The following is a 23,467-nucleotide window of genomic DNA, read 5'->3' on the forward strand; positions in this document are numbered from 1 at the left end:
CTAAATGGTTGCGAGACGGACGGCGCTCAGGAGGCTCGGCAGGCTCTCCGGGTGGGCCATTTTCAGGTCCGCGAGATCGCTGGGCCGGAACCAGCGAAGATCGTCGTGCTCCTCGGGTGCGGCGTTGGCAGGTTCTCCGGCCCAGCGCGTGACGAGGAACGCGTGTACGTCGAGGGTCGGGTCGTTGACCGTCATCGGGACGGGTGCGGGGTCGTCGATGTGGACACCGAGCTCTTCGAGGCATTCCCGGCGTACGGCCTGATGAGGCAACTCGCCCGGCTCGACATGTCCGCCGGCGGAGAAGCTCCAGGAGTCGGGATACCACCGCCGCGATGGGTGGCGATGCACAAGGAGCACGAGACCGTCGCGCACGAGTACAGCGACTGAGATCCGAATCCGGGCGACCATGCAGGCACACTAGCCACCGCGTCCGACACCGCGCGCTGAACTGGGAGTTGATGAGCCGCGAGCAGCGGGGGAGCGATCAAACTGAGGGTGCCTACTCGGCCCGTCGCCTGCGGTCTGCGCTCCGGCTTACTGTCCGGCCAGCTTGGCCACGACCGGCGCGAGTGTTTCGGCGAAGTCGCCGCCGATGACGAAATAGGAGAAGCCGATCTCCTCGCGACGTCGATGGATTTCTTCGGCGGCCGCCGCGGGGTCACTCGGCAGTATGAGGAGGGAGTCGGCTGCGCGAAGCGCCGCGGTGTCGAGAGTGGGCGGTGCCATGAACGCAGCGACACCGTCGCCGACAGCGGAGACGTGCTGGACGAGTTCGATGTCCCGGCCGCCCGCAAACTCGGTGACCCGCCTCGTGGTTTCGGCCCGATCATCTTCCGGCGAGAGTACGAACGTGACAGCGTCAGCAACTTCGAGCGCCAGCGCCTGCGACTTCGGTCCGCTCACCGCCATGACCACCGGCGTGTGCAGATCGGGGCCGTCGAACGTACGCAGAGTGGCCACGGTCTCGCGCATCCTGGCGCGACGCTCAGCGGGGGAGACGGCAGGCAATCCCAGCTCGACTTCGATCCCGGGCCGGCCGGCGCCAATGCCCATTTCGAAGCGGCCTTCCGTCAGCACCGAGAGTGAGTGGGCCTCCCATGCTGTGCTCCATGGTTCGCGCAGTGCCGCGGCATAGACCCACGAGCCGATCCGCAGGTCAGTGAGCGCCGCCGCGGTTGCCAGCGTGGGGCCAAGTGTTGGTTGCCAGGTAGGAACATCGGGCATCAGTAACGTTGAGTAGCCGCTGTCGGCGATGCGGCGCACGCGGTCTCGCCACGTCGGCAGGTCAGAGCGGATCGGCGCAACGACCCCGAACCGGAATGGTCTGGTCACTCGCCTGGCCTGGTCGTTCATCGTGTTTCTCCTCGATTCTGGGACCATGTCCGGTCCGCTTGCCTTATCCACGACCCAGCCACGCAGAATCCGACAACCCCGCCCAAAGAACTTCGAAACACCGTCGCCGACGGCCCGGTGTTGGTCCTGCGGTGATGCCAGAACCACACGCCGACAGCCGACTGCAACTTGCGCGCCTTAACTGGTACCGCCGGTTGGAGCCCAGTGCGCGGTCAGCTACGGGAGCCGGCCGGGGATCGGAGAGTCAGTCGCTCAGCTGTTGGTCTTCAGGCGGTGTTGGGTGTGAAGTTTCGTGAGCCAGGCGGCGAAGGCGCCGAGGTCTTCGACGTTCGTTTGGGGGATGTGGAGCTTGGTGCCGCGGGTGGAGGTGATGGTCAGGTACGGGGCGGCGAGGCCGCTGGTGGGTGTGACGAGGGTGGTGCCCCCGAACTCGGACCACGGGATCTGCCGCCACCAAGCGAAGCGGATGCCAGTGGCGTTCACGGTCACTCTCGGATGGCCGAGAAGGAACAGGACGGCGAGCGCGATGCAGACAGCGAGGAGTACGGCGAGGAGCGCCACCCGGATCGTGAACCAGGTGTCGCGGGTGTCGAGGTCCCCGACGACAGAGACGATCGGGATGCCGGCCAGGATCAGCACGACGACCAGTCCGCCAAAGGCCAGCGCGCGCCGGACCGCGAAAACTACTCGGCCGGAACGGTGCAACTCCGCGTCCCAGGCGCCGATGTCCTGATTCCCCATCACCATGTGTCGATCCCTCCGCCGCGGAAGTCTACTTGGCCCGTGTCAGGCTGCTCCTGCCAGCCGCCAACAACGCCTCGAACACCTGTTCGTCCGGCCGCAGCAGCCGCGATGAACCATCCCGCAACAGCTGAGCCGAGCCCGACACATACCAGCTCGAAACCCACCTCCAGAACGTCTCTGCAAACTTGGCTGAGAGGCCCGGTCATATCGTCCAGGTGCGAGTTCTCGCACCGGATGAGACTGCCCTCCCATAGCGCCGATAACGGACATTATGTCAACTTATACGTCTTGCATCAGATGAATCAGGTACGTAGCCCGCGGAACCGCTACCCCGCACAACGCACCGACGGTCGTCGTCTGGCTGTTCCCCAGCACGGCGATCGGCGAACTCGCGCTCGAGGCTCCGCCATGGGCCCGGCGATCGGCGCTCATCTGTCGCGTTCGGCGCTGACGATCAGGAAGTTCGGCAATGCGACGTAGGACTCGATCGCCTCGATTCCGCTGTCCCGTGCGACCTGTGGATCAAGTCTCGGTTCGCACAATTCAGTCACGCGACACCCGAGACTTACGACCTCGTTGATGTAGGCCGACAGCGGGCGGTGGAAGTCCGGTGCACAGCCCTCTGGCATCTCGTACTCATCCAGGTACCGATCAAGCTGATAATGACCGTGATCCCGCCACGTTGGGTAGAGATTCTCAAACGCCGGATGGGTGATCGAGAACACGAACCGGCCGCCCGGCTTCAGTGCGCCGACGCACGCTGCCATCGCCGACTGCCAGGCGGGTATGGCGAGCAGCACCATGCTGCAGACCACCGCATCGAACGGCTGACCAACCTCCGGCAACGTCGAGAGATCAGCCTGCTCGAACCTGATCCCCTGACGCCGCTCCTGCTCGATCTTCTGAGCGCGCGCCAGCAGCGCGGCAGCCGGCTCCACACCAACCACCTCAGCTCCGCGTTCGGCCAACAGCCGGCTCAAGTAGCCTTCGCCACTGCCTGCATCGAGGACTTTCCGACCATCGATGGGCCCCAGCATCCGGAGCAGGTTCCCATTCATCAAGTGGCGCTTGGGAAAGTCGCCCTGATCGTCGTACGCCTCAATCGCGTCAGTCGGCATCGCCGACCACGCTGCGATCGCCTCTGAGTTACTGATCGTGGACATGCGGTCACACCTCTCCGACGACAGACAGGCCGGGACAGTCATGAAACCTACCGCCTCCCCCAGCCAGCTCTGCATGCCGTTCCATCACCGGGCTGACCACCAGCGGACACGGAATGGGCACGACCTGGATACCCGGGTACCACCGATGAGAGGGCGCATGCGTCCTGCGGGCAATCGCGCCGTGCGGCCAGGGGCTGAGAGCCTGGTGGCTATACCTTGGTCGCGACGACCATGTAGTTCTCGGCCTCAGGATCGTACGTGCTCACTTCCGTCCGGAGTCCGAGCCGGTGCAGGTCGACTTCGAGTTCCTCGTACCGGTAGGGCCAGCAGGACAGCAGTTCCGAGCGGACAAGAACCGACCCGGTCGCATCAACTTGCGCGATCGCAATCTCGATGTGGTGCTCCTCCTCCCAATGCGGCGCAATCTCCCAGCGGTAGACCACGACGGCATCGCGACCGTTCCGGCGCACGAGTCGGTCACTGATGTCCAGCCTGGAACCTCTGGCCCTCACGAGTTCCCAAGTGCGGGATGTGAGCACCAGGCGCCCGCCAACGCGCAGAAGCCGTGACATCGACTCCAGAGCAGCACCCCTGCCTGTCGCGCCCGCGGCATGGTGAAGCGAGTTGCCAACGCAGAACACCATGTCGAACGTGCCGTCCTCGAAATGGTCGGGCAACTCTTCCCAGTTCGCCCGCACGGCCCGGACGGATGCCCCGAACTCCTCAGACAACTCTGCCGTCCGACGAACCATCGCTTCGCTGGCGTCAGTTGCGACAACCTGTATGCCACGACCGGCGAGGCCAACCGCCAACTGTCCGGTTCCGCACGAACAGTCGAGGACGTGAGCGTTCGACGGCAGGAGCCTGAGGACCTCATCGAACGACGCAGCGAACTCGGCTGGAGGCAACTTTGCATCCGAGATGAGCCATTCGTACACCTCGGCAAGCACGTCATAATCCGTCACAACCACTACCTCCGTCACACGGCAGACTCCCGGCGGGACGTCAGTCCATCAGCGGAGCAAGCCGGGCACCAATGGTTTTCGCAAGGACAACCCGTCCGCGCATGCCCGCGGATAGCGCGAGCTGATCCACTCGGTCATTCACTGTGTTCGGCGCTTCGGAACTGTCAATACGTCCGAACTTGATACGCAGCGTGTCCAGTAGTGGCTGTGTACGGCGTCAGATAGGCCGGAGCTTGAAGATCAGGATGCCGAGGTGCTTGTTCATCCACTCCTGCTTGTGCGGGTAGCGACGTCGGGCATCCTCGGACAGTTGAGGCTCAAGCGCGGTCTCGATCCACAGCCCTGCCGCACTGAACACATTGATCAGGTCAGAGATGGTGTAAGGACGCTTCGTGAGGGTGATCTGGTCGTTCCAGCCGCTGACGTACGAGAACGTGGCCGTGGAGAAATACTCTTCCCCCAAAGACGTCCCGTTCTGTTCGGCCCGTTCAACGGCGTACCGGATCGGTTGCGTCCTGGTCAGCAGGATGAATCCGTCGTCGGCCAGCATCGCGCGCGCTGCCTGCAGGGTGCGGACCGGATCCTTCGCGTAGCCGAAAGACTGCAGGAACAAGATCCGGTCGAACCTGCGACCGGCGAGCCCAGGCACGGAATCCAGCTCAGACAGATCGCCTCGGATGAACTCCAAGCCAGGCGGTGGGTCGCTGAGGAAGTTGCCACTGACATCGACACCTACGGAGGCGGTCGCACCGTCTCGAACCAGCTCAGTGAGTTTGCCGCCGTTGCCGCAACCGAGATCGAGTACCGACCGTCCGGTGACGTCACCCAGAAGGTCTCGCTGCGCGGGCCACTCGACAAGCCGATCCAGCGAGTCCTCCCTGGTTCTGGCCCGCTCGTAGCCCGGAGCGAGTTCTAGCCACGCCTGGCTCGGATCCCCAGGACTGCCCGTGTGAGAACTCGTCGCCGCCTGTGCGTCATCTGACGTCGCCACGGGACAGACCTTAGTTGTCCCCAACTCATCGCTCCCCCGTGACGCTCCCTCGGCGTACTGGAGTCTCTTGAGGGGATCGCGGAGTCGTGCGGGTCTACAGTGCTCGGCGTAGAGCGGGAGTGATGGAGTCCAGCAGCCGCAGCTCGCCGGCGAGGAACTCCAGGGAGCCGGCAGCTCCTGCCGCGTCGATCGGCCAGTGCTGCACTTGCTCGACCACCTTCAGTTTCGCCTGCTGCAGTGCGGGGATGATCGTCGGCCGGTCGGTGAGTCCGTAGGCGTCGACGAACACCCGCAACCGGTGGGGCAGGTCGGGCAGCGGATCGAAGCCGGTCTCGGCGAGCTGACGGTCCGACTCCAGAGGCAGGAACGCCCAGGCGGCGGATGCGAGATCGAGCAGCGGGTCGATCGGCCCGGCCGCATCCCAGTCGATGAAGGCGACCGGCACACCACCTCGGTAGACGGTGTTCCACGGACCCAGATCGCCGTGCGACACAATCTCGCCGGGATTGGGCGCGTGCGGATGGAAGCGGTAGCCGATGTGCTCCGGCTGGAAGCTGCGGGACGCCTCGTGCAGGTCGCGCAGCAGATGCCCTACGGCGGCCAGTGCATCGTCGCTCCGGGCGTACGCCGGCAGCGGGTTGCCGCGCCCCGGCTCCCACTCCGGATCCGCGAGTACGTCGCCTTCGAGGAACGTCAGCACTTCCTGGTCCCCTTCGATGCCGACGACCCGGGGTGCTCCGTGGAAGCCGACGGACTCGAGGTGCTTCAGGTACTCGTGCACAGCCGGGGTCCACGGGCCGACCGGGCGGAGCAGGTCGGAGCCGCGGCGCTCGAGACCGCTCGTCGTGCGGCCGCCCGCGAGCTCATCCATCGAGAAGCGCATGGTCACGGGCCCAACCGTAGTACGACGAATCGTGGCGCCGGGAGTATGCAGTTCCGGTAATTCCGGTGCGGGGTTGGGCTGTGCGGCCTAGATTGCGGGCGTGAATCTCTCGCATCTCGGTGTGCCGGTCGGGCCGATGGTTCGCGTTCACGGCGGGTTCGCCAACCGGATGTACCGGCTCGACACCGACCAGGGGTCGTTCGCGGTGAAAGAGCTGAATCTCGTCGACCGTCGTTGGACCTATCACGTCGAGGACGTGTTCAGGTTCGAGCGGGCCGCCTTCGCCGCCGGGATCCCGATGCCGGAGCCGATCTCGGCCGGCGACACCACGATCGTCCACCGGTGGATCGACGGAGAGAAGTTGCCCGAGGCACCGGTGTCGGAGGCCTACGCGTTCGAGATCGGCGAGATCCTCGCGCGCATCCACGCTCTCGACGTCGAATGGCCCCACGCGTCGATCGAGGAGCCCACGTCACGGGACTGGCCCGAGCTCGCCGAGCGGGCGGTGGCGACCGGACAGCCGTGGGCCGACGAACTGGCCTCCCAGGTCGAGACGTTCCTCGCGATTGCCCACTTCGTGGAGACCTGCGAACGGCCAGGTCCCGTCGTGCTGACTCACAAGGACATCCAGCCGTGGAACCTGCTCGCTCGAAACGGTCGACCGGTGGTGCTCGACTGGGAACTCTCGGGGATGCTCGACCTGTCCAGCGAGCTCGGCTCGACCGCGCTGAGCCTCGCGAAGGGTCCTGGCTTCGACCACATCGAGCCCGCCGTCTTCCGTGCGGTTCTTGACGGGTACGTCGCAGGCGGCGGAACGTTGCCGCCGCCTGGTCCGAGCTGGTTCGTGTTCATGATCGGCGGCTGGCTGGGACACACGAGATGGAACATTCTCCGATGCCTCGCCGGTACCGAGGCGAGCACCGGCCCTGACCTCGCGCTGTCGCAGGAGTCGGCGGGCAACGGCGTACGCGGCCTCCCCGACATGTTCGCCCGGCTCCCGGATCTCGAGACGCTGCTCGTGTGATCCGCCCGACTCCCCCGCCTGTCGGTGTTCGAAAATGCAGATGCCCAGTGGCGGATCGTTGGGTGAGACTTGGGTGATGGTGACAACGCCTCGCTCGCTCATCGACTCGGTGGTGCGGTCGGTTTGTGGCCGTGAGGTCGAGCGGCTTGTTCCACTGGCCGGTGGCGGGATGAACGAGACGTACCGCGTTGAGCTTGCCGGTGATGACGCGGTGGTCGTGCGGATTGCGCGTCAGGAGGTGCCGTGGTTCGTCGACGAGGCGTACCTCATGACGGAGGCGCGGGCCGTGGGCGTGCCGACGGCCGAGGTGCTCGGTCTTGAGCACCTGGATCACGACGGCCGGCTGCTGTCCTTCTCGGTCCAGCAGTTCCTGCCGGGTCGTTCGCTCGGCGAGCTCGTCGGTGAACTGTCTGCCGCTGAGCTCGAGCGGTTGGTTCTGGACGCCGGTGAGATTTTGGCGCGCGTGCACAGCGTTGGCCTGGAGGACCGAGGCGTCCGGCACGTACTGCGATTGCCCGAAGAGCATGAGATCACCCGGGTCGCAGGCATCGTCAGGGAGGCCTTCGGCTCGGCGGAGGCTGCGGTCGTCGAGCGCGGTGCCGAGTTCCTGCGCCGACAGGTGACGACCCGTGCTGCTCCCCCGGTGTCGCTCGTTCATGGCGACTTCTGCCCGAAGAACCTCCTGATTCACGACGGGGCGGTCGTCGGCATCATCGATTGGGAGTTCGCCGGCCGTACGGCGCCGGCGTACGACTTCGCCCAATGGGAGGTGGATGCCGGGGAAGTACTGCAGGACCGATTGGACCTGGTACGGCGCGGGTACGCGCGGATCGCCGATCCCGAGTCGGCCGAGGCGGGGTGGACACCGCCCTTCGCCATCGACTGGGCACTCGAAAAGCTCGGCTGGAAGAATCCTGCCTCACCGGCACAGGCCCGACGCTGCTTGGACGTGATTGCCCGCTACACCACCCCTTGGACGCAAGGCGGGTAGCGGGCCAGTCATGGGTGCGGGTCAGCCGGTGCCGTCCTGCACCGGATAGTGGATGACGACCGCACCGCCGGTGGCGTAGTTGGCGACATCGGCGGCCACCCGCTGGCCCTGCGGCGACGACCGCGCCGCGGCCATGGCGGCGGCGTCAGCGAAGTCGCCTTCGAAGATCGCGAAATACGGCGTTTCTCCGTTGGTCGCCGCCACGTCGAAGCTGTAGCGCCACGCAAGCAGGCCGGGCATCTTCATGACCAGTGGAAGGTGGGTGGTCACGTAGTACTCGCGGAAGTGATCAGGGTCGGCGGGCTCGGAATACAGGACGACCAACTTATGCATGACGACCTCCGTCACTCGCGGTCAGTAGGTAGGTGGCCGGGATGCTCATGGCCTGCTCCCCCAGCCCTGGGTACATCTCCTGAACCGGAAACTCCTGCAGAGAACGAACGGTTAGACCAGCGGTCAGAACTGCGGTGACGATGCTGCTGAGGCTCCAGACGAAACTCCGGTGCGGAACATCCGGAGTACCCAACGTTCGGGTGATTTCCGGGGCTTTCAGCGGGTCTGCGTAGCCGTCACGGTCAACGCCGAAATAGTCGCCGCTGACGGACAATTCATTGGCTCCGCGTACCGTCAGGATTTCCCACAACGGATGGTGTTCGCTGATCACCAGGACACCGCCCGGATTGAGTCGACCGGCGACCGATCGCGTCCATTCGGTGAGCGTGGGAACCCAGCACAGGCCGCCCCACGAAATGTAGATGACGTCGAACCCGGTGATCTCCGAATCCAGTGTCATCATGTCCTGCAGGACGAACGTGAGCTCCAGCCCGAGCGCCTCGGCCTTCGCTCGGCCGGTGGCCAGGTGTGACGGTGCGATATCCACGGCCGTGACGTCTGCGCCGAGCTGTGCGAACGTCAACGCCTCGTCGCCAACTGAACATGCCAGCTGTAATACCCGGCGACCGCGCACATCGCCGACAGCGGCCAGTTCGTCGTCCGTCAGCGCACTGCCACCGCCCAAGAAGAACTCGACCGGCTCACCGTGACGATGTGGTGCCAGCCGTTCCCAGTACTCGCTGTTCTGCCTGACAACCTCGGAAACTGGCGGCTCAGACACAACGGTGACCGTCTGACAAAGGCAAGAATGTTCGGCAGGCTTCGAGGTTGTGGAGTTGGATGTCGGTTCTGCGGTGCGGTTCCCAGTCTTGTCTGGTCAGGCGCCAGCGGTTGATGAGGGCTGGTTCGCCTTGCCTGGTGTCCCAGTCCGAACCGTTGGGCTCGTAGCCGAGAGCCTTCGAGATCGCGTTCGAGCTGCGGTTGTCGACGAAGGCGTCGCTGCTCGCTTCCTTCGCTCCGAGTCCCTCGAATCCGAGGTGCAGGATCGCTGACCGCATCTCGCGTCCGAGCCCGCGGCCGCGGTGATCGGCAGACAGCCAGGAGAACGTCGTGAAGGTCCCGAAGGTAGAAAACTTCACCCCGCACAGGTCCTGCATGCCGACGGGCCGGCCGTCGACGACAACCACGAAGTACAGCCGCCAGGCATCGGGCTCGACCCTCCCCCGGCCTCGCCAGATCGAACGCAGCCACTGGGCCACCCGTTGGTCGGGATCGGGCTCATAGAGCGACATCGGGTCGTCGTACGGCAGCGGGTCGGCGTGGGTCTTGCCCGCGCGTACGTCGTCCGCGAGCTGATCCAGCAGCTCGTCCGTGGCGCCGCGTAGCTCCAGCGTCGGCGTGCTCACCCGTACGTCGAGAGGAGGGTAAGACTTCATGGCGCAGTGACTCGGTTCATCAACACGATCCGATCCAAGCGCATCCCAGAGCCATCACGCACGTGCTTTTGCGGTGTATAGGCTGCCGCAAAGGCCTCCGATGATCCCGGGGACAGGTGGTACCGGATTCCGTTGTTTCTGCACATCGTTGCTTCCCGCCCATGAAGGGGTTCAGCGGCGGGGGCCGCTGTGTACGTGGACGTGCAGGTGCTTGGAATCCTGGTATTCCCCTAGATTGGTCAGCACCGCGGCTGCGCCGGTGGTTCGCTCGGTGTCGGCGGCGATCGATTGCACGACCTCGAGCAAGCGCCGTACGACGTGCTCGTCAGCCGCACTCACCGTGGTCAACGACGCAATGTGCCGTTTCGGCACGATGACGATGTGGTTCGTCCAGAACGGCCGCGTGTGATGGAACGCCAGCACCAACTCGTCCTCGTGCACCACGTCGAGGCTGCCCGGGTCAGGAATCGCGACATCGCAGTAGAAGTCGTCGCCACGGTACTGCGGGACTGATCGCACCACCCGAGGATAGCCACTCCCCCTTGTGAAGGCGATCACAAACCACGGTATGGTGATGCGATGACGCGCGACGGTGCACGGCGGCGTACGGCGCGCATCCGCGAGCGGCTGGACCGGACGAGCGAGACGGGGAACCCGGCAACCGCCAACGATCTGGCCGGGCCGTTCCGCTTCCTCTTCTGGCTCGCGCGGTCGCAGTCCCGACGGATCGCGTGGGGCGGAGTGCTCGGCACTCTATGGATGGTCGGCCTCGCGGTGCCTCCCTGGGTGCTGTCCCGTGCAGTTGACGAAGGACTCGTGGCCCGCGATACCCGCGCCCTCATCAGGTGGGCATTGGTCCTGCTGGTCGTTACCGTCCTGAATGCGTTGCTGGGTATCGCTCGGCACCGGACGATGACCAAGGTCCGCATGGACGCATCGTTCCGAGCAGTCCGCGCCGCAGTCGGACACACCTCCCGCCTGGGTGCCTCGTTGCCGGGGCGGGTCAGCACCGGAGAGGTCGTCACAGTCGGCATTGCCGATGTGTACACAGTCGCGATGGCGCTGACCGTCGCCGGTCCTGGCGTCGGCGCGGTCGTCGCGTACGCCGTGGTTGCCGTCGTACTGTTCACCACTTCCCCACTGCTGGCCGCAGTCGTGCTCGCCGGCGTTCCGCTGCTTGCGGTCGCAGTAGGACCGTTCTTGCAGCGCATCGAACGGACCGGCGGCGAGTACCGCGTGCACCAGGGACGGTTGACGACCCGCCTGGTCGATGTGTTGGCCGGCCTTCGCGTGCTCAACGGCCTTGGCGGGAAGGCTTTCGTCGCGGAGCGGTACGAGCAACAGTCACAGGGGCTGGTGGGACACGGCTACCGCGTCGCCGGGCCTGCGAGCTGGGTCGGCGCGTTGTCGACCGGTTTGCCGGCGCTGTTCCTCGCCGCGGTCGTGTGGTTGTCGGCACGGATGGCCGCCACCGGGAGCATCACGATCGGTGAGGTTGTCGCCGTCTACGGGTACGTCGCCGTACTCGTCGTTCCCGTGTCCGCGTTCATCGAGGGTGGTGGCGACATCGCCCGCGCCCGGGTGGCCGGGCAACGCATCATCGACCTGCTCAACCTTCCCGCCATCCGCGACAACCAGCCAAAGGGCGAGGTCCTCCCAACCGGCTGCGGCCCGTTGGCCGACCCTGCCTCGGGAGTGATCGTTCGTCCCGGCTCGTTGACGGCCTTGGTCGCTGCCCGGCCGGCGGAGACGAGGTCGGTGATCGAGCGGCTGGGCCGGCTGAGCACCGACGACGCGAGGGCGACGTGGGCGGGTGTGCCGATCGACGACGTCGCCCGTGCAGAGCTCCGGCGCCGGTTGGTTGTCGCCGACAACGATGCCGAGATCTTCGCAGGCACGGTTCGCGAGGTGATCGCGGGCCGTCTCGAGCCGGACGACAGCCGGATCCGCGCGGCTCTCCGAGTTGCAGTGGCCGAGGACGTCGTGGAAGCGCTGCCCGGCGGCCTCGACGCGACGATCGCCGCCGACGGGAGTGATCTGTCCGGCGGGCAACGGCAGCGGATCCGGCTCGCCCGGGCTGTCTATGCCGCACCTGACGTCCTGCTCGCCGTCGAACCGACGTCCGCGGTCGACGCGAACACCGAGGCGGCCATGATCGACCGGATCCGCGAGGCGCGGCGGGACACGACAACGGTGATCACGACGTCGTCGCCGCTCGTGCTGGACCACGCCGATGAGGTCGTCGTACTGGTCGACGGCAAGACGTCATCGGTCGGGACACACGCGGAACTTCTGCGCACTGATTCGTACTATCGCGAGCTCGTCTCCCGCGGGCAGGACGACCGATGAGCAGTCAGTTGCCGGTCGCGGGGCCGGCCGAAGTCCGGGCCGCGGCGCTACGTGACCTCCGCGCGGAACGACGTACCGTGGTCGGCCTCGTCGTGGTCAACGGGCTCGCCTCCGCGGCAGGTTTGATCGGTCCGTGGTTGCTCGGCCGCATCATCGACACGATCCAGTCGGGTTCCGGGGACGTGCTCAGCACGGTCGACCGTCTTGCCTTCGGCGCTCTGGTGTTCACGGTCGTGCAGACGGTGCTGGCGTGGTGGGCGCTCAAGATCGGTTACCGGTTCGGCGAACGTACGGCGGCGCGGGTTCGGGAACGATTCTTGCGGCGGACACTGGCGCTGCCTCCACGCGTGGCGGACCATCTTCCGGCCGGCGATCTGATCTCTCGTGGCAGCACTGATGCCTCGGTGGTGGCATTCAGTTTGCGGTCTGCCGTGCCTGAGGTTCTTGTGGCGTTCGTCCACGCGTTGTTCCTCATCGTCGCGGTGCTCGTCCTGGACCTGCGGCTCGGGCTGTGCGGACTCGTGTCCCTGCTCGGCGTGGGGGCGGCGGTGCGGTGGTACGTACGGCGTGCGCGTCCCGCCTACCTGGCGGTTGCGGCGACTGGTGCGGATATGGCCGATGTCGTCGCCAGCACCGCCAAAGGCGCCCGTACGGTCGAACTTCTCGGATTGGAACGCCGCCGGGCGGAGGCCACAGAGGCCGCCGTCACCCGAGCCCGCTCCGCGCGACTGAGCGCACTGTGGCTGCGGACGGTCCTGTTTCCGTGGGCTGAGGTGTCGCTGGCGCTCCCGGTGGTGGGAGTTCTGCTGATCGGCGGCGCGCTGTACGTGAATGATCTGGTCAGTCTCGGAGTCGTGGTGACGGCCACGGTGTATCTTCGCCAGCTCGTCGGCCCGCTCGACACGCTGATGCTCTGGATCGAGCAACTACAAGGTGCCGGTGCCTCGTACGCACGGGTCGAGGGCCTGGCGGATGTCCGTACGACGGAGTCCGAGCCGCCCGCGGTCCAAAACGCTGACGGCGACCGGATCCGGGTGGACAACGCCCACTACAGCTACACGGGCGCTCGCGACGTACTTCAGGGAATCGACCTCGTGGTGCAGCCCGGGGAACGACTGGCCATCGTCGGCACGTCCGGAGCTGGAAAATCGACCCTCGCGCGTCTGCTCGCCGGTCTCGACCGCCCGCACACCGGGTCGGTGACGATTGGCGGCACGCCGGTTGCGGATCTGCCACCCGATCAGCTTCGTGAACACGTCGTACTGATCACGCAAGATCATCACGTCTTCCACGACACCGTGCGCGACAACCTGCTGATCGCCAAACCGGACGCGACGGACGACGAGCTGCGCGCGGCGCTCGCCGCGGTCGGAGCCACGTGGTGGGAGGACCTGCCCCACGGGCTGGACACCGAGGTAGGCGACGACACCGAACTGGACGACGCCGGCGCCCAGCAACTGTCGCTGGCACGGGTCGTCCTCGCCGATCCGCACACCCTGATCCTGGACGAAGCGACCGCCCTCCTCGACCCGAAGACGGCACGGCGAACCGAGCGATCGCTGGCCGGCGTCCTCCACGGCCGCACCGTGATCGCGATCGCCCACCGCCTGCAGACAGCCCACGACGCCGACAGAATCGCAGTCATGGAAGCCGGCGAACTCGTCGAACTCGGCACCCACGACGAACTCGTCACCGCAGGCCACGTCTACGGCCGCCTCTGGCAAACCTGGCACGGAGAAACCCAGAACCCGTAGGACCGGCCCTCGACCTTGACCCGGCGCCAACGTCCGCCTCCACCAGCTGTGACAGGCTGAGGAAATTCTGTGGGGTGTGTAGGAATGGCTGGGACGGGTTCGTTGGGTGGGTGTAGGCGGGGTTCGGCAGAGTGGAGTGGAGAGTGTGATGCAGTATCTGATTTCTGTGATTGACAATCGGACCGGGTCGTCGACTCCGGAGGAGGACGCGGCGATCGACGCGTTCAACGAGCAGCTGGTGGCGGGCGGGCACTGGGTGTTCGCGGGTGGGCTCAGTGCCCCCAGCGACGCGACGGTGATCGACGCCCGGGGTGACGGCGAGCCGATCTTCACCGACGGTCCGTACCTGGAGTCGAAGGAGCACGTGGCCGGCTTCTGGGTGTTCGAGGCACCGGACCTCGACGTGGCGCTGAAACTCGCCGCCGCGGCGTCGAAGGCGTGCAACCGCCGGCTCGAGGTGCGGCCGTTCCTGTGAGCGACGTCCAGGAGGCGATCACCCGGGTCCACCACGAGGAATGGGCGCGGGTGGTCGCCTCGCTCACCAGGCGGTTCGGTGACCTCGACATCGCCGAGGAGGCGGCCGCCGAGGCGTTCGCGACGGCGGTCGAGCGCTGGCCCGCGGACGGCGTACCACCCAACCCCGGTGCCTGGCTGACCACCGCCGCCAACCGCAAGGCGATCGACCGGATCCGGCGCGAGAGCAAACGTGACGACAAGCAGAAGGAGGCTCAGATGTCGTACGACGAACCGCCCGAGCCTCTCGGCGTGATCGACGACGAGCGGCTCCGGCTGATCTTCACCTGTTGCCACCCTGCGCTGGCGATGGAGACCCGGGTGGCGCTGACGCTGCGGATGGTCGGCGGCCTGACCGTGCCGGAGATCGCCCGTGGGTTCCTGGTCCAGGAGACCGCGATGGGTCAGCGGATCACCCGCGCGAAGGCGAAGATCAAAGCTGCCAAGATCCCGTACCGGGTCCCGTCCGCGGAAGACCTTCCGGGACGCGTGTCCGGCGTACTCTCGGTGCTGTTTCTCGTCTTCAACGAGGGCTACCTGGCGACCGGCCCCGACACGGATCCCATCCGTCACGAGCTGACCGCCGAGGCGATTCGGCTCACCCGCTTGATCCGGGCGCTGCTGCCCGAGGACGGCGAGGTCGCCGGTCTGCTCGCACTGATGCTCCTCACCGAGGCCCGCCGTACCGCACGAGTGTCGGCGAGCGGCGAACTGATCTCGCTGCGCGACCAGGACCGTGGCGCCTGGGACCGGGCATTGGTTGCCGAGGGCCATCGTCTCGTCCGCGAGCGTCTCGCGACGCGGCTGCCTCCGGGCCGCTATCAGATCCTCGCTGCGATCAACGCCGTACACACCTCGGCCCGCGACGCGGCGGACACCGACTGGTCGCAGGTCGTGGCGCTGTACGACCAGCTCGTCCGGGTCGATCGCTCACCGATCGTGGCGCTCAACCGCGCGATCGCGGTCGCCGAGGTCGACGGTCCGGAGGTTGCGCTGGCGACGATCGATCGGCTGGGCGACAAGCTGTCCGGGTACCACGCGTATCACGCCGCGCGCGCTGACCTGCTGCGACGGGTGGGCCGCAGCCAGGAGTCGCGGACCGCGTACGACGCAGCGATCGAGCTGGCCGAGAACACTGCTGAGGTGGCGTACCTGAGCCGTCGACGCGATCAGTTGGCCGGCTGACGACCGTAGCGCGCGAGGTAGTGCCAGACGTACTTGATGGACTGCGCCGGATGCGCGCCGGCCGCTTTACCGAGCAGGTCGGGGGTGAGTTCGGGGCCGAGTGAGCGAGCGAGGTCGACGATCTCGGGGCCGCGGTACGCCGGATCGAAGGTGGCCGGTGCTGCTCGAAAGCCCGGGTGGTACTCGATCGCGCAACCGAGCTCGCGGGCGGCGTCCTCGACGGGTGTGCCGATGAACGAAGGATCCAGGACCACCGCTTCGACGTCGGTTCTGATGCGGACCGGCCCGTGGACCTGTGCTTCGACGTAATCGTCCAGGTCGTCGAAGCACGCCGCGTCGGCCAGCTGACACAGCTGGGGCAGGACGCTGCGGTCGCCGAAATCAGCCGGATCGCGCGCGGAGTCCGGGAAGCAGAACGTCGCCCGCTCGATCGTGCCGGGCTTCAGACGGAGGTACGACGACCCGAAGCGGATCGCTCCGCCGTACACGTCACGCCGCCGGTTCCACACCCCGTAGACAGGGCGATCCAGTTCCGGTCGGTCGTCGTACCGTCCGGAGAACAACCGGCTCTCCCACCCCCACCGGTCTCCCCCGCGGAACGCCGTCAGTCCGCCGTTGGAGATGCCCGTTGCGAACTGCGAGCGGTAAACCCCGTCCGCGGCCAGCGACTCGATCACCGTCCGCGCACCGTGCGGCCAGTTGGGATGGAACTGCACGGTGATCATCACAACGGGCCTGTCTCGCGGCCGTCGGCGTCGACGGTGATGAACCGAAGCTGCTCGTCGTGACGTCCGCCGGCGAGCCAATGCGCGAAGGCGATACGCGCGGTCGGCGGCATGTCGAGCGTCGTCGGGTCCATCGTCAGATCGAACCACCGCAGATCGCCCTCGGTGCATGCCGTCGGCAACGGCGCCGCAGGGCGGAGGTTTGCGGTGAAGTAGTACGTCGTACGCACCTCGTCGCCGGTGTCGCGTACGGCGACATATCGCAGCGCGAGGTCGGTCAGTTGATCGGCCGTGACCCCGATCTCCTCTTCGAGTTCCCGGAGGGCGGCCGCTGTCGGGTCGGTCAGCTCGTGCGGCTCGAGGTGACCGCCGATCCCGACCCAGGAGTCCGCGATCGCGCGGGATCCGCGACGGTAGAGGAGCAGGACGCGCCCCTCGCGCACGAGGAAGACCGACGTCAGGTGCCGGGCCGAGCGGAGTGGCACGTCAGACGTTGACGTTGAAGCCGAGGTCCAGGTCGGAGGCGGCCTGGCCGCCGCGGATGCCCCAGTTCGAGGTGGGGTGGTCCCGGACGAGGATCGTCACGTGGTCCGCGGGGATGCCGAACGGCTTCAGGTTGCCGACGATCTCGGTGTAGAGCTTGCGCTTGGCGTCGATCGAGCGGCCGGCGAAACAGTCGACGGTGACGAGCGTGAAGAACTCGGGCTCGGTCAGCCGGGGCGAGCACGCGAACCGGTGCGGCGCGTGGACGACCAGGCGCACGTCCTTGTCCTGGGGCGGGATCTGGAACGCGGTCACGAGCGCACCATGCACCGCCTCGATCAGACCTGCCTCATCGGTCTCGGAGTACTCACGACGAACCTCGATCTGCGCACTGGGCATCTACAAATCCTTCCACGATCGACGACAACACCCCCGACCCCACCACGAAGCCGGCACTCCGGCGACCGAATATCCGACTCTTGCGACGCGGTGGTGGCCGCGGACCGGCACTGGGAACAGGCGCTGGGGACAGGAGACAGGCAATACCAGGTGCCGACCCACCATTACCTGTCCCAGGATCCCGGATGGGCGGCGATGCGGTTGGCGGCGGCGCGGGTTTGTCGGTGAGGGCGGGGAGACTCGGTGGTATGAGTGCGAGGATTCCGCGTGGGGCGGCGGTTGTGGTTGAGGCGGGCAGGGTTCTGGTTGTGAAGCGTTATCTGCGGCAGGGGGCGTCGGCCGAGTGTGTGATGTGCGAGTACGGCGACGTGCTGGGGCCTCGGTGCGCGGGGCATCAGTACGCCGTTCTGCCCGGCGGGCATGTGGAGGTGGGTGAGTCGGCGGCGGGTGCTGCGCTTCGGGAGCTCGAGGAGGAGACGACACTCACCGGCACCGTGGAACGGTTGCTGTGGACCGGCACGCACAACGGGCGGCCGGCGTACTACTTCCTGGTCAGCGACGTGAACGGCGTACCAGAACTGTCAGGTGATGAAGCGGTCGAGCATTCTGCGACGAATCATTTCGAACTGCGATGGGCCGACGCGGCGGACCTGGAAGAATTCGGGATTTACCCGGCTGAACTACAGCAGCGATTGACGCGTCTACTTCAGGTGGGCGACGACGCGGGTTAGGCCGAGCAGGTTTCCTTGGTCGGCTTCTAATAGGTGTTCGTCGGGTTCGTATCCGCGGCCTACCTGTGCGCACGTCTGCAACCAGAGGAGCCAGTCGGCCCAGCCGTTCGGTACGAAATCGGCGGTCTCGACGGTGACCAGGCCGGTGCGTTCCCAGAGGAGCCGCCACCAGTCGGGCGGCAGCCAGGTGCAGAGGTCCGGACCCCAGCGATCCGCGACGTACGGGGGCGGGGTGAAGTCGGGAGCGGTCCGGATGCCTGGGGCGATGATGCCGAGCATCCCGTTCGGGCGGACGAAGTCGGAGAGGTACGGGAGGTAGTCGACGCCGGTGCCGAAGTAGTTGTACGCGCCGATGCTGATGACCGCGTCGAAGAATCCGTGCGCGAACGGGAGTTTGCGGGCGTCGGACCGGATCGGATGCACCCTGCCCGCCACGCCGGCGTCCTGAACACGCTGCCAGTTCTCGCTGGGGTCGACCCAAAGGTCGGTGGCCCACACCTCGACATCGCATTCGCGGGCCAGGAAGATCGACGTCAGCGCCGTACCGCAGCCGAGGTCGAGGACTCGCATGCCAGGCTGCAGCGGCATCGCCTGCAGCAGACTTTCGGCGCTCCACAGCGGATGCGGGCCCATCAGATTGTCGACGACCCATTGCTGGTCGTAGGTGTTCGATCGTGGATAACGGTCAAGGGTGAGCGCTTCGCGCAGGAGTTCGCTGGACATGGGGTGACGATGTCAGCGTGCTCCGTGGGCTCACAACGCAATTTCGGCGACGGCCTCGGCGATCATTCGATGTCCTTGCTGTTCGAAGGATTCGTCGCCGACCTGGTGCGCCCACACCGCCGTACTGATCGCCTCCCGGAGCCGGGCGCGCTGCCAGGCCGCCGGTTCGCGCGGGTCCGAACCGTAGCCGGTGATGAACGCCGGCTCCAGGCTCGGCTCGGAGCGGAACTGCTGCGCGGCCAGTCGGACGAGGTCGGTGTACGCCGGGCGCAGAGCCGCCCGCCCGAAGTCGATGATGCGGACCGTGCCGTTGTCGATGAGCCAGTTGCGCGGCTGCCAGTCGCCGTGCGTCGGCACGAGCGTCGCGGGCGTTGTCGGCCAGGCCTTGATCGTTGCCCGGAGAAGGTCGGCGACGTCCGGCGCGATCCGGTGCGGTTTGTCTAGTCCTGCCAGCGTGCGCTCGTTCTCGCGCGACTCATAGCTGTCGTCCGGTACGGCGGATTGCCGGTGAAATGCCGCGAGCAGTTCGCCCGCCTGGTGATAAGTGTCCGAAGCCCATTCGTACGGCGTGCCTCCGACGAGCTGACCGGGCAGGAAACGGGTCACGAGGAGCTTGGCGTCCTCGTCCGCGTTGATCAGCTCGGCCGCTCTCCCCCGCGTGGTCCACGGCTGCAACCAGTTGCGGTGGGCACGGATCTCGCGGGCGAGATGATGGTCGGTGTGGTCACCGGCCTTCGCGATGTAGCGCTCGGCGTGGTGCTCGAGCTCCAGGACGAGCGTGCCGATGAGACCCCAGCTGTGGTCGTGCACGATCGCCGCCGACGGTAGCCACATGTCAAGGAGCTGTTGCTGTCGCTCGGTGAGTCCCACGCGCACGAGAGTAGCGCAAGAAATATGCGGGAAAAGGTGGACGAATTACTTGGAAAGATTTATCCTGGCCGAATGCAGAATTCACAGGAGAATGCGTCCCTACTAATTAACTTATCATCGCAAATTGCGGAAAGCAAGTCCGGCGAATTCTGGACGCTCGGAGACGTGGCGGTCCGGCGGATCGGATTCGGCGCGAAGCGGCTCGCGGGTGGCGACGGCGGCGGCGCCGACGTCCAGGACCGGGCGATCGCACTGCTGCGGCGAGTCGTGGAGCTCGGGGTGAATCACGTCGACACCGCGGCGTTCTACCCGAGTCACGGGCAGGCCGGCGAGACACGGTTCGAGAGCCTGGGATGGGCGAACGACGTGATCCGTCGCGCACTCGCGCCGTACCCGGACGAATTCGTGCTCGCTACGAAGGTCGGGCCGACCGAGCACGGGCTGGCGCGGCCGGATGAGTTGCGGGAACTCGTGGAGAGCGATCTCCGGGTTCTCGGGGTGGATTCGCTGGACCTCGTGTACCTGCGGCAGATGGGGCTGGAGTCGATTGCGGAGCACTTCGGCGTGCTGGCCGAGCTGCAGGAGAAGGGCATGATCCGGCACCTGGGTATCTCGAACGTGCGGGTCTCGCACCTCCACGAGGCGCGGGCCATCGCGCCGGTGGTTGCGGTGCAGAACCGGTACAGCGTGGGATTCGGGCGGGTGAACGACGAGATCCTGCAGTTGTGCGGTGAACTGGGGATCGCGTTCATCCCGTTCTTCACGCTGACCGCGGAGTCGCGGGAGGCCGGCGGGGTGCCCGGCTCCGAGCCGGTTCAGGAGATCGCGGATCGCCACGGGGCGACGGTTGCGCAGGTGCGGTTGGCGTGGACGCTGAGCCGTGGCGATCACGTGCTCGCGATCCCGGGCACCTCGAGCCCGCAACACCTGGAGGAGAACCTCCGAGCCGCCGACCTCACCCTCTCCCCCGAGGACCTCGGCGTACTCGACTCGCTCGTCGACTGATTCCAGCCTCGGTCGGCGCGGTCGTGAAGGCCGTGCCGGCCCGGCGTCAGTCGTAGTACCGACGGACGCTCGAGCCGATCCGGGTCACGTCGGTGCCGTAGATGTGCAGCGAGATCGCGGTCTCGTCGAAGGTGTTGTGGACCCGGTGGATGTCGCCGGGCGGCGCGAACGCGCTCACCTCGCCGACGTGGTTGTCGCTCTCACCGATCAGCCGCAGGTCGGCGTCGAACAACTCTTCGTGCTCGACGCCCTGGAGTACGCCGACCACGCACCACGTCACATGGTCGTGGATCCGCGTCAGCTGCCCGGGCCGCCACACCACGGCGATGATCGAGAACGAACCGTCCGGCTCGACGTGCAGTGTGTGGCTCTGGTAGCTGTCGGGCGATCCGAGGCGCTGCTCGGCGGTCAGTACGTCGGGGCTCGGGAAGGTGCGCCGCAGTCCGGCGCCGACGTGTTGAGCGGTCTGGTTCCAGTCGGAGTGTCGGCCGATGGCGTCCCGGACGCTGCTGATCAGGGCGGTGAGTTCGCTGGTTTCGGCTGCTGTAGTGGTCATGTCTTGAGAGTGCGCCGGGTGAACCCATAACGTCTAATGCCAAGTTTTGTCCTCATTGATAGATAGAGTTGATACATGCTCGATGTCACGAGGTTGCGGGTGATCGACGCGGTAGCGCGCCACGGCTCGGTGACTGCTGCCGCGCGCGAGCTGCACTACTCCCAGCCGTCCGTCACGCACCACCTCGGGCGCCTGGAAGCCGAGACCGGCGCGCAACTGCTGCAACGGGTCGGCCGCGGGATCCGGTTGACCGAGGCCGGGCGGCTGCTCGCGGCCCGGGCGGCGGAGATCATCGGCCGGATCGACGCCGTGGACGCCGAGCTGGCGGCGCACATCGGCCTGAGCGCGGGCCGGATCCGGCTGGCGGGCTTCTCGTCGGCGATCGGCGCGCTCGTTCCGGCGGCCATGACTGCGCTGGCCGAGAAGCATCCCGGGCTCGAGGTCAGCCTCGTCGACACCCATCCGCCAGAGGCGTTCGAGCTGCTCCGCACGGGGAAGGTCGACGTCGCGATCGTGTTCCGGTACGACGAGACCGAGCCCGAGCCACACGGCGTACGACTGCATCACCTGGTCGACGATCCGCTGTATGTGCTGTCAGACGGACCGGCAACGGTGGCGGACCTGCGCGACGCGATCTGGATCGCCGGATGCGATCGTTGCCGAAGCCACCTGATCGCGCTGTGTGCCGCGGAGGGCTACGAGCCCAGGATTGGTTACACGTCGGACGACATGGTCGTCATGCAAGCGCTGGTGGCGGCCAGACTCGGTGTGACGACGATGCCGGGCCTCGCGCTGCGCACCCACCACGTCGCCGGCATCACCGCCAGCGAGCTGCCGGGCTCACGACGTCACGTGTACGCCGCGACGTACGGCGAACCGCCCGATCCACCGCCCGTCGCCGCACTCGTCAACGCCCTGCAGCAGTCAGCCGCGCACTGACATACGATCGCGCAGTCCGAACGAGAGGATCAGTGCGATGCGGCACACCTGCCCCGACTTCCGCGTGATCCTTCCGTCCTTGGAGGCGTGGCGCGGATGCTGAAGAGCGTGCTGTTCGACCTCGACGGCACGCTGGTCGACCAGCAGTCGGCGGCCGCCGCGGCAGTGGTCGGGTGGGCTGCCGAGTACGGCGTGACCGGACCGGAGGTGGCCGCACGGTGGGCCGTCGTGTCGGAGAAGCACTACCGGCGCTACCAGCGCAGGGAGCTGACTTTCGCCGAGCAGCGGCGACGCCGGGTGCGGGAGTTCCTCGAGGTCGAGGCGAGCGATGCCGAGGCGGACGGCATGTTCGAGGGCTATGTACGGCGGTACGAGGACGGCTGGACCGTCTTCGACGACGCGGTGCCGGGACTGCGGGCCGTGCGCGACGCGGGGCTCGGCGTCGTGGTGCTGACGAACGGGAACGGCGATCACCAGCGGTTCAAGCTCGACCGGCTGGGCCTGACGGGCGAGATCGACGAACTGATCACCGGCGACACCTTGCCGATGGGCAAGCCCGATCCCCGGGCGTTCATCCACGCGCTGGATCGCCTCGAATCCACCGCCGACGACGTCGTGATGGTCGGCGACTCACTGGAGAACGACATCCGCGGCGCACGAGCAGTCGGGATCCAGGCCGTGCTGATTGACCGGAACGATGCGCACAGGGGCGCCGACGTACCGCGGGTGCGGGTGCTGACTCAGGTCCTGGACGTCGTCAGAAGGTGAGTTCGTCGGTATTCTGGACGGCGGCGGTTCGGCCCGGGGCGCGGTGGTACTGCCAGTAGAGGTTGGTGTGGGCGATCACCTTGTCGGGGGTGGGGGCGCCGTACTCGCTCAGGTCCTCGGTGGTGTGGGCGTCGGCGACCAGCGTCACGTCGTACCCGCGGACCATCGCGCCGTGGATCGTCGAGCGGATGCACTCGTCGGTCTGCGCGCCGCTGACGATCAGGTGGCCGATGCCGGCGCGGGCGAGGACGTCCTCGAGGTCGGTGGCCTCGAAGCTGTCGGCGTACGTCTTGTGGACGAGCGGCTCCGAGCCGTCGCGGGACAGCTCGGGCACCAGTTGCCACTGGTCGCTGTCCTTGACGAGTTCCTCGCTCGAGTGCTGGACCCAGACGACCGGGACTTCCCCGGCCCGGGCCTTGCCGACGAGCGTGCTGATGTTGGCGACGACGCGATCGCGCTCGTACGCCTCCCCGACAACACCGTTCTGGACGTCGACCACGAGCACGGCCGTGTGCGGCCGGTCGGACAGCGTGCACATCCCGGCACCTCCCTCTCAAACGTGTACGGCGAACGCTAGACCCGTC

General features: G+C 66.7%; 28 protein-coding genes. 10 read left to right on the plus strand and 18 right to left on the minus strand.

What is annotated here, in order from left to right:
* The 7 genes from EV137_RS02185 to EV137_RS02215 form a co-directional block, all read right to left on the minus strand.
* The gene (locus EV137_RS02185) at positions 1–408 is read right to left on the minus strand and encodes an NUDIX domain-containing protein (protein ID WP_134126161.1); all 408 of its coding nucleotides are present in this window, start codon (positions 406–408) and stop codon (positions 1–3) included.
* Positions 409–534: 126 nt separating this feature from the next.
* A complete protein-coding gene (locus EV137_RS02190) occupies positions 535–1,353 on the minus strand; it encodes an LLM class flavin-dependent oxidoreductase (RefSeq protein WP_134126163.1) in 819 nt (272 codons plus the stop codon).
* A 252-nt stretch (positions 1,354–1,605) separates the two neighbouring features.
* Positions 1,606–2,100, minus strand: a complete 495-nt coding sequence (locus EV137_RS02195; protein WP_134126165.1) for a hypothetical protein — start codon at positions 2,098–2,100, stop codon at positions 1,606–1,608.
* 425 nt (positions 2,101–2,525) lie between these two features.
* The gene (locus EV137_RS02200) at positions 2,526–3,260 is read right to left on the minus strand and encodes a class I SAM-dependent methyltransferase (RefSeq protein ID WP_134126167.1); all 735 of its coding nucleotides are present in this window, start codon (positions 3,258–3,260) and stop codon (positions 2,526–2,528) included.
* Between the two features lie 209 nt (positions 3,261–3,469).
* On the minus strand, positions 3,470–4,243 hold the full coding sequence (locus EV137_RS02205) for a class I SAM-dependent methyltransferase (protein WP_238175040.1): 774 nt from the start codon (positions 4,241–4,243) through the stop codon (positions 3,470–3,472).
* A gap of 199 nt (positions 4,244–4,442) precedes the next feature.
* Positions 4,443–5,216 (minus strand): class I SAM-dependent methyltransferase, encoded by a 774-nt coding sequence (locus EV137_RS02210; RefSeq protein WP_134126169.1) that lies wholly within the window; start codon positions 5,214–5,216, stop codon positions 4,443–4,445.
* 94 nt (positions 5,217–5,310) lie between these two features.
* Positions 5,311–6,099: an aminoglycoside phosphotransferase family protein gene (locus EV137_RS02215; RefSeq protein ID WP_238175315.1), complete on the minus strand. Its 789-nt coding sequence runs from the start codon at positions 6,097–6,099 to the stop codon at positions 5,311–5,313.
* A 100-nt stretch (positions 6,100–6,199) separates the two neighbouring features.
* On the opposite strand from EV137_RS02215, the gene EV137_RS02220 reads away from it, so the two are divergent.
* Positions 6,200–7,123, plus strand: a complete 924-nt coding sequence (locus EV137_RS02220; protein ID WP_134126173.1) for a phosphotransferase family protein — start codon at positions 6,200–6,202, stop codon at positions 7,121–7,123.
* 76 nt (positions 7,124–7,199) lie between these two features.
* Positions 7,200–8,114, plus strand: a complete 915-nt coding sequence (locus tag EV137_RS02225; protein ID WP_134126175.1) for a phosphotransferase family protein — start codon at positions 7,200–7,202, stop codon at positions 8,112–8,114.
* A 21-nt stretch (positions 8,115–8,135) separates the two neighbouring features.
* Here the strand turns inward: EV137_RS02225 and EV137_RS02230 are convergent, their stop codons facing one another.
* The 4 genes from EV137_RS02230 to EV137_RS02245 all read right to left on the minus strand — a co-directional run bounded on the left by EV137_RS02230 (position 8,136) and on the right by EV137_RS02245 (position 10,402).
* Positions 8,136–8,447, minus strand: a complete 312-nt coding sequence (locus EV137_RS02230; RefSeq protein ID WP_134010238.1) for an EthD family reductase — start codon at positions 8,445–8,447, stop codon at positions 8,136–8,138.
* Entirely contained in the window at positions 8,440–9,228 is a 789-nt protein-coding gene (locus tag EV137_RS02235) for a class I SAM-dependent methyltransferase (RefSeq protein WP_134126177.1), read from the minus strand. Before EV137_RS02235 ends, EV137_RS02230 begins: the two co-directional genes overlap by 8 nt.
* Entirely contained in the window at positions 9,221–9,883 is a 663-nt protein-coding gene (locus tag EV137_RS02240) for a GNAT family N-acetyltransferase (protein ID WP_134126179.1), read from the minus strand. The genes EV137_RS02235 and EV137_RS02240 overlap by 8 nt, the downstream gene beginning before the upstream one ends.
* Positions 9,884–10,054: 171 nt before the next feature.
* On the minus strand, positions 10,055–10,402 hold the full coding sequence (locus EV137_RS02245; RefSeq protein WP_134126181.1) for an HIT domain-containing protein: 348 nt from the start codon (positions 10,400–10,402) through the stop codon (positions 10,055–10,057).
* Positions 10,403–10,462: 60 nt separating this feature from the next.
* Between EV137_RS02245 and EV137_RS02250 the strand changes: the two genes are divergently transcribed.
* The 4 genes from EV137_RS02250 to EV137_RS02265 all read left to right on the plus strand — a co-directional run bounded on the left by EV137_RS02250 (position 10,463) and on the right by EV137_RS02265 (position 15,684).
* Positions 10,463–12,232 carry an ABC transporter ATP-binding protein gene (locus EV137_RS02250; RefSeq protein ID WP_166679754.1) on the plus strand — a complete coding sequence of 590 codons (1,770 nt, stop codon included), beginning with the start codon at positions 10,463–10,465 and terminating at the stop codon, positions 12,230–12,232.
* Positions 12,229–13,986 (plus strand): ABC transporter ATP-binding protein, encoded by a 1,758-nt coding sequence (locus EV137_RS02255; protein WP_134126183.1) that lies wholly within the window; start codon positions 12,229–12,231, stop codon positions 13,984–13,986. Before EV137_RS02250 ends, EV137_RS02255 begins: the two co-directional genes overlap by 4 nt.
* Before the next feature lie 148 nt (positions 13,987–14,134).
* Entirely contained in the window at positions 14,135–14,461 is a 327-nt protein-coding gene (locus EV137_RS02260; protein ID WP_134010226.1) for a YciI family protein, read from the plus strand.
* Positions 14,458–15,684 (plus strand): RNA polymerase sigma factor, encoded by a 1,227-nt coding sequence (locus EV137_RS02265; protein WP_134126185.1) that lies wholly within the window; start codon positions 14,458–14,460, stop codon positions 15,682–15,684. Before EV137_RS02260 ends, EV137_RS02265 begins: the two co-directional genes overlap by 4 nt.
* On the opposite strand, the gene EV137_RS02270 is transcribed toward EV137_RS02265, so the two are convergent.
* The 3 genes from EV137_RS02270 to EV137_RS02280 are packed head-to-tail and all read right to left on the minus strand — an operon-like array spanning position 15,669 to position 17,291.
* Positions 15,669–16,409, minus strand: coding sequence for a DUF3626 domain-containing protein (locus EV137_RS02270; RefSeq protein WP_238175041.1), 741 nt, complete (start codon positions 16,407–16,409; stop codon positions 15,669–15,671). The genes EV137_RS02265 and EV137_RS02270 overlap by 16 nt on opposite strands.
* Positions 16,409–16,894, minus strand: coding sequence for an NUDIX domain-containing protein (locus EV137_RS02275; RefSeq protein WP_134126189.1), 486 nt, complete (start codon positions 16,892–16,894; stop codon positions 16,409–16,411). Before EV137_RS02275 ends, EV137_RS02270 begins: the two co-directional genes overlap by 1 nt.
* A 1-nt stretch (position 16,895) precedes the next feature.
* Complete coding sequence (locus EV137_RS02280) at positions 16,896–17,291, minus strand: tautomerase family protein (RefSeq protein WP_134126191.1); 396 nt, start codon at positions 17,289–17,291, stop codon at positions 16,896–16,898.
* A gap of 248 nt (positions 17,292–17,539) precedes the next feature.
* Between EV137_RS02280 and EV137_RS02285 the strand changes: the two genes are divergently transcribed.
* Positions 17,540–18,022, plus strand: a complete 483-nt coding sequence (locus EV137_RS02285; protein ID WP_134126193.1) for an NUDIX domain-containing protein — start codon at positions 17,540–17,542, stop codon at positions 18,020–18,022.
* On the opposite strand, the gene EV137_RS02290 is transcribed toward EV137_RS02285, so the two are convergent.
* Together EV137_RS02290 and EV137_RS02295 are read right to left on the minus strand one after the other, a co-directional pair.
* Positions 17,993–18,745, minus strand: coding sequence for an SAM-dependent methyltransferase (locus EV137_RS02290; protein ID WP_134126195.1), 753 nt, complete (start codon positions 18,743–18,745; stop codon positions 17,993–17,995). The genes EV137_RS02285 and EV137_RS02290 overlap by 30 nt on opposite strands.
* A gap of 30 nt (positions 18,746–18,775) precedes the next feature.
* Positions 18,776–19,615: a phosphotransferase gene (locus EV137_RS02295; protein WP_202870791.1), complete on the minus strand. Its 840-nt coding sequence runs from the start codon at positions 19,613–19,615 to the stop codon at positions 18,776–18,778.
* 165 nt (positions 19,616–19,780) lie between these two features.
* Here EV137_RS02295 and EV137_RS02300 point away from each other — a divergent pair, with 165 nt between their 5' ends.
* Complete coding sequence (locus tag EV137_RS02300; protein ID WP_238175043.1) at positions 19,781–20,620, plus strand: aldo/keto reductase; 840 nt, start codon at positions 19,781–19,783, stop codon at positions 20,618–20,620.
* 46 nt (positions 20,621–20,666) lie between these two features.
* Here the strand turns inward: EV137_RS02300 and EV137_RS02305 are convergent, their stop codons facing one another.
* On the minus strand, positions 20,667–21,176 hold the full coding sequence (locus EV137_RS02305; protein ID WP_134126199.1) for a cysteine dioxygenase family protein: 510 nt from the start codon (positions 21,174–21,176) through the stop codon (positions 20,667–20,669).
* Positions 21,177–21,251: 75 nt separating this feature from the next.
* Here EV137_RS02305 and EV137_RS02310 point away from each other — a divergent pair, with 75 nt between their 5' ends.
* Positions 21,252–22,115 (plus strand): LysR family transcriptional regulator, encoded by an 864-nt coding sequence (locus tag EV137_RS02310; RefSeq protein ID WP_134126201.1) that lies wholly within the window; start codon positions 21,252–21,254, stop codon positions 22,113–22,115.
* A gap of 96 nt (positions 22,116–22,211) precedes the next feature.
* Positions 22,212–22,883 carry an HAD family hydrolase gene (locus EV137_RS02315; protein WP_134126203.1) on the plus strand — a complete coding sequence of 224 codons (672 nt, stop codon included), beginning with the start codon at positions 22,212–22,214 and terminating at the stop codon, positions 22,881–22,883.
* On the opposite strand, the gene EV137_RS02320 is transcribed toward EV137_RS02315, so the two are convergent.
* On the minus strand, positions 22,873–23,421 hold the full coding sequence (locus EV137_RS02320; RefSeq protein WP_134126205.1) for an isochorismatase family protein: 549 nt from the start codon (positions 23,419–23,421) through the stop codon (positions 22,873–22,875). The genes EV137_RS02315 and EV137_RS02320 overlap by 11 nt on opposite strands.
* Between the last annotated feature and the right edge of the window lie 46 nt (positions 23,422–23,467).

It is taken from the genome of Kribbella pratensis (assembly GCF_004366075.1).
Classification (GTDB): domain Bacteria; phylum Actinomycetota; class Actinomycetes; order Propionibacteriales; family Kribbellaceae; genus Kribbella; species Kribbella pratensis.

Coding starts and splice junctions, on each gene's coding strand:
- EV137_RS02315 (WP_134126203.1), top strand. CDS start 22,212: ATGCTGAAGAGCGTGCTGTTCGACCTCGACGGCACGCTGGTCGACCAG.
- EV137_RS02285 (WP_134126193.1), top strand. CDS start 17,540: ATGAGTGCGAGGATTCCGCGTGGGGCGGCGGTTGTGGTTGAGGCGGGC.
- EV137_RS02280 (WP_134126191.1), bottom strand. CDS start 17,291: ATGCCCAGTGCGCAGATCGAGGTTCGTCGTGAGTACTCCGAGACCGAT.
- EV137_RS02195 (WP_134126165.1), bottom strand. CDS start 2,100: ATGGTGATGGGGAATCAGGACATCGGCGCCTGGGACGCGGAGTTGCAC.
- EV137_RS02270 (WP_238175041.1), bottom strand. CDS start 16,409: ATGATCACCGTGCAGTTCCATCCCAACTGGCCGCACGGTGCGCGGACG.
- EV137_RS02225 (WP_134126175.1), top strand. CDS start 7,200: ATGGTGACAACGCCTCGCTCGCTCATCGACTCGGTGGTGCGGTCGGTT.
- EV137_RS02190 (WP_134126163.1), bottom strand. CDS start 1,353: ATGAACGACCAGGCCAGGCGAGTGACCAGACCATTCCGGTTCGGGGTC.
- EV137_RS02250 (WP_166679754.1), top strand. CDS start 10,463: ATGACGCGCGACGGTGCACGGCGGCGTACGGCGCGCATCCGCGAGCGG.
- EV137_RS02260 (WP_134010226.1), top strand. CDS start 14,135: ATGCAGTATCTGATTTCTGTGATTGACAATCGGACCGGGTCGTCGACT.
- EV137_RS02185 (WP_134126161.1), bottom strand. CDS start 408: ATGGTCGCCCGGATTCGGATCTCAGTCGCTGTACTCGTGCGCGACGGT.
- EV137_RS02215 (WP_238175315.1), bottom strand. CDS start 6,099: ATGCGCTTCTCGATGGATGAGCTCGCGGGCGGCCGCACGACGAGCGGT.
- EV137_RS02310 (WP_134126201.1), top strand. CDS start 21,252: ATGCTCGATGTCACGAGGTTGCGGGTGATCGACGCGGTAGCGCGCCAC.
- EV137_RS02290 (WP_134126195.1), bottom strand. CDS start 18,745: ATGTCCAGCGAACTCCTGCGCGAAGCGCTCACCCTTGACCGTTATCCA.
- EV137_RS02320 (WP_134126205.1), bottom strand. CDS start 23,421: ATGTGCACGCTGTCCGACCGGCCGCACACGGCCGTGCTCGTGGTCGAC.
- EV137_RS02240 (WP_134126179.1), bottom strand. CDS start 9,883: ATGAAGTCTTACCCTCCTCTCGACGTACGGGTGAGCACGCCGACGCTG.
- EV137_RS02230 (WP_134010238.1), bottom strand. CDS start 8,447: ATGCATAAGTTGGTCGTCCTGTATTCCGAGCCCGCCGACCCTGATCAC.
- EV137_RS02255 (WP_134126183.1), top strand. CDS start 12,229: ATGAGCAGTCAGTTGCCGGTCGCGGGGCCGGCCGAAGTCCGGGCCGCG.
- EV137_RS02200 (WP_134126167.1), bottom strand. CDS start 3,260: ATGTCCACGATCAGTAACTCAGAGGCGATCGCAGCGTGGTCGGCGATG.
- EV137_RS02305 (WP_134126199.1), bottom strand. CDS start 21,176: ATGACCACTACAGCAGCCGAAACCAGCGAACTCACCGCCCTGATCAGC.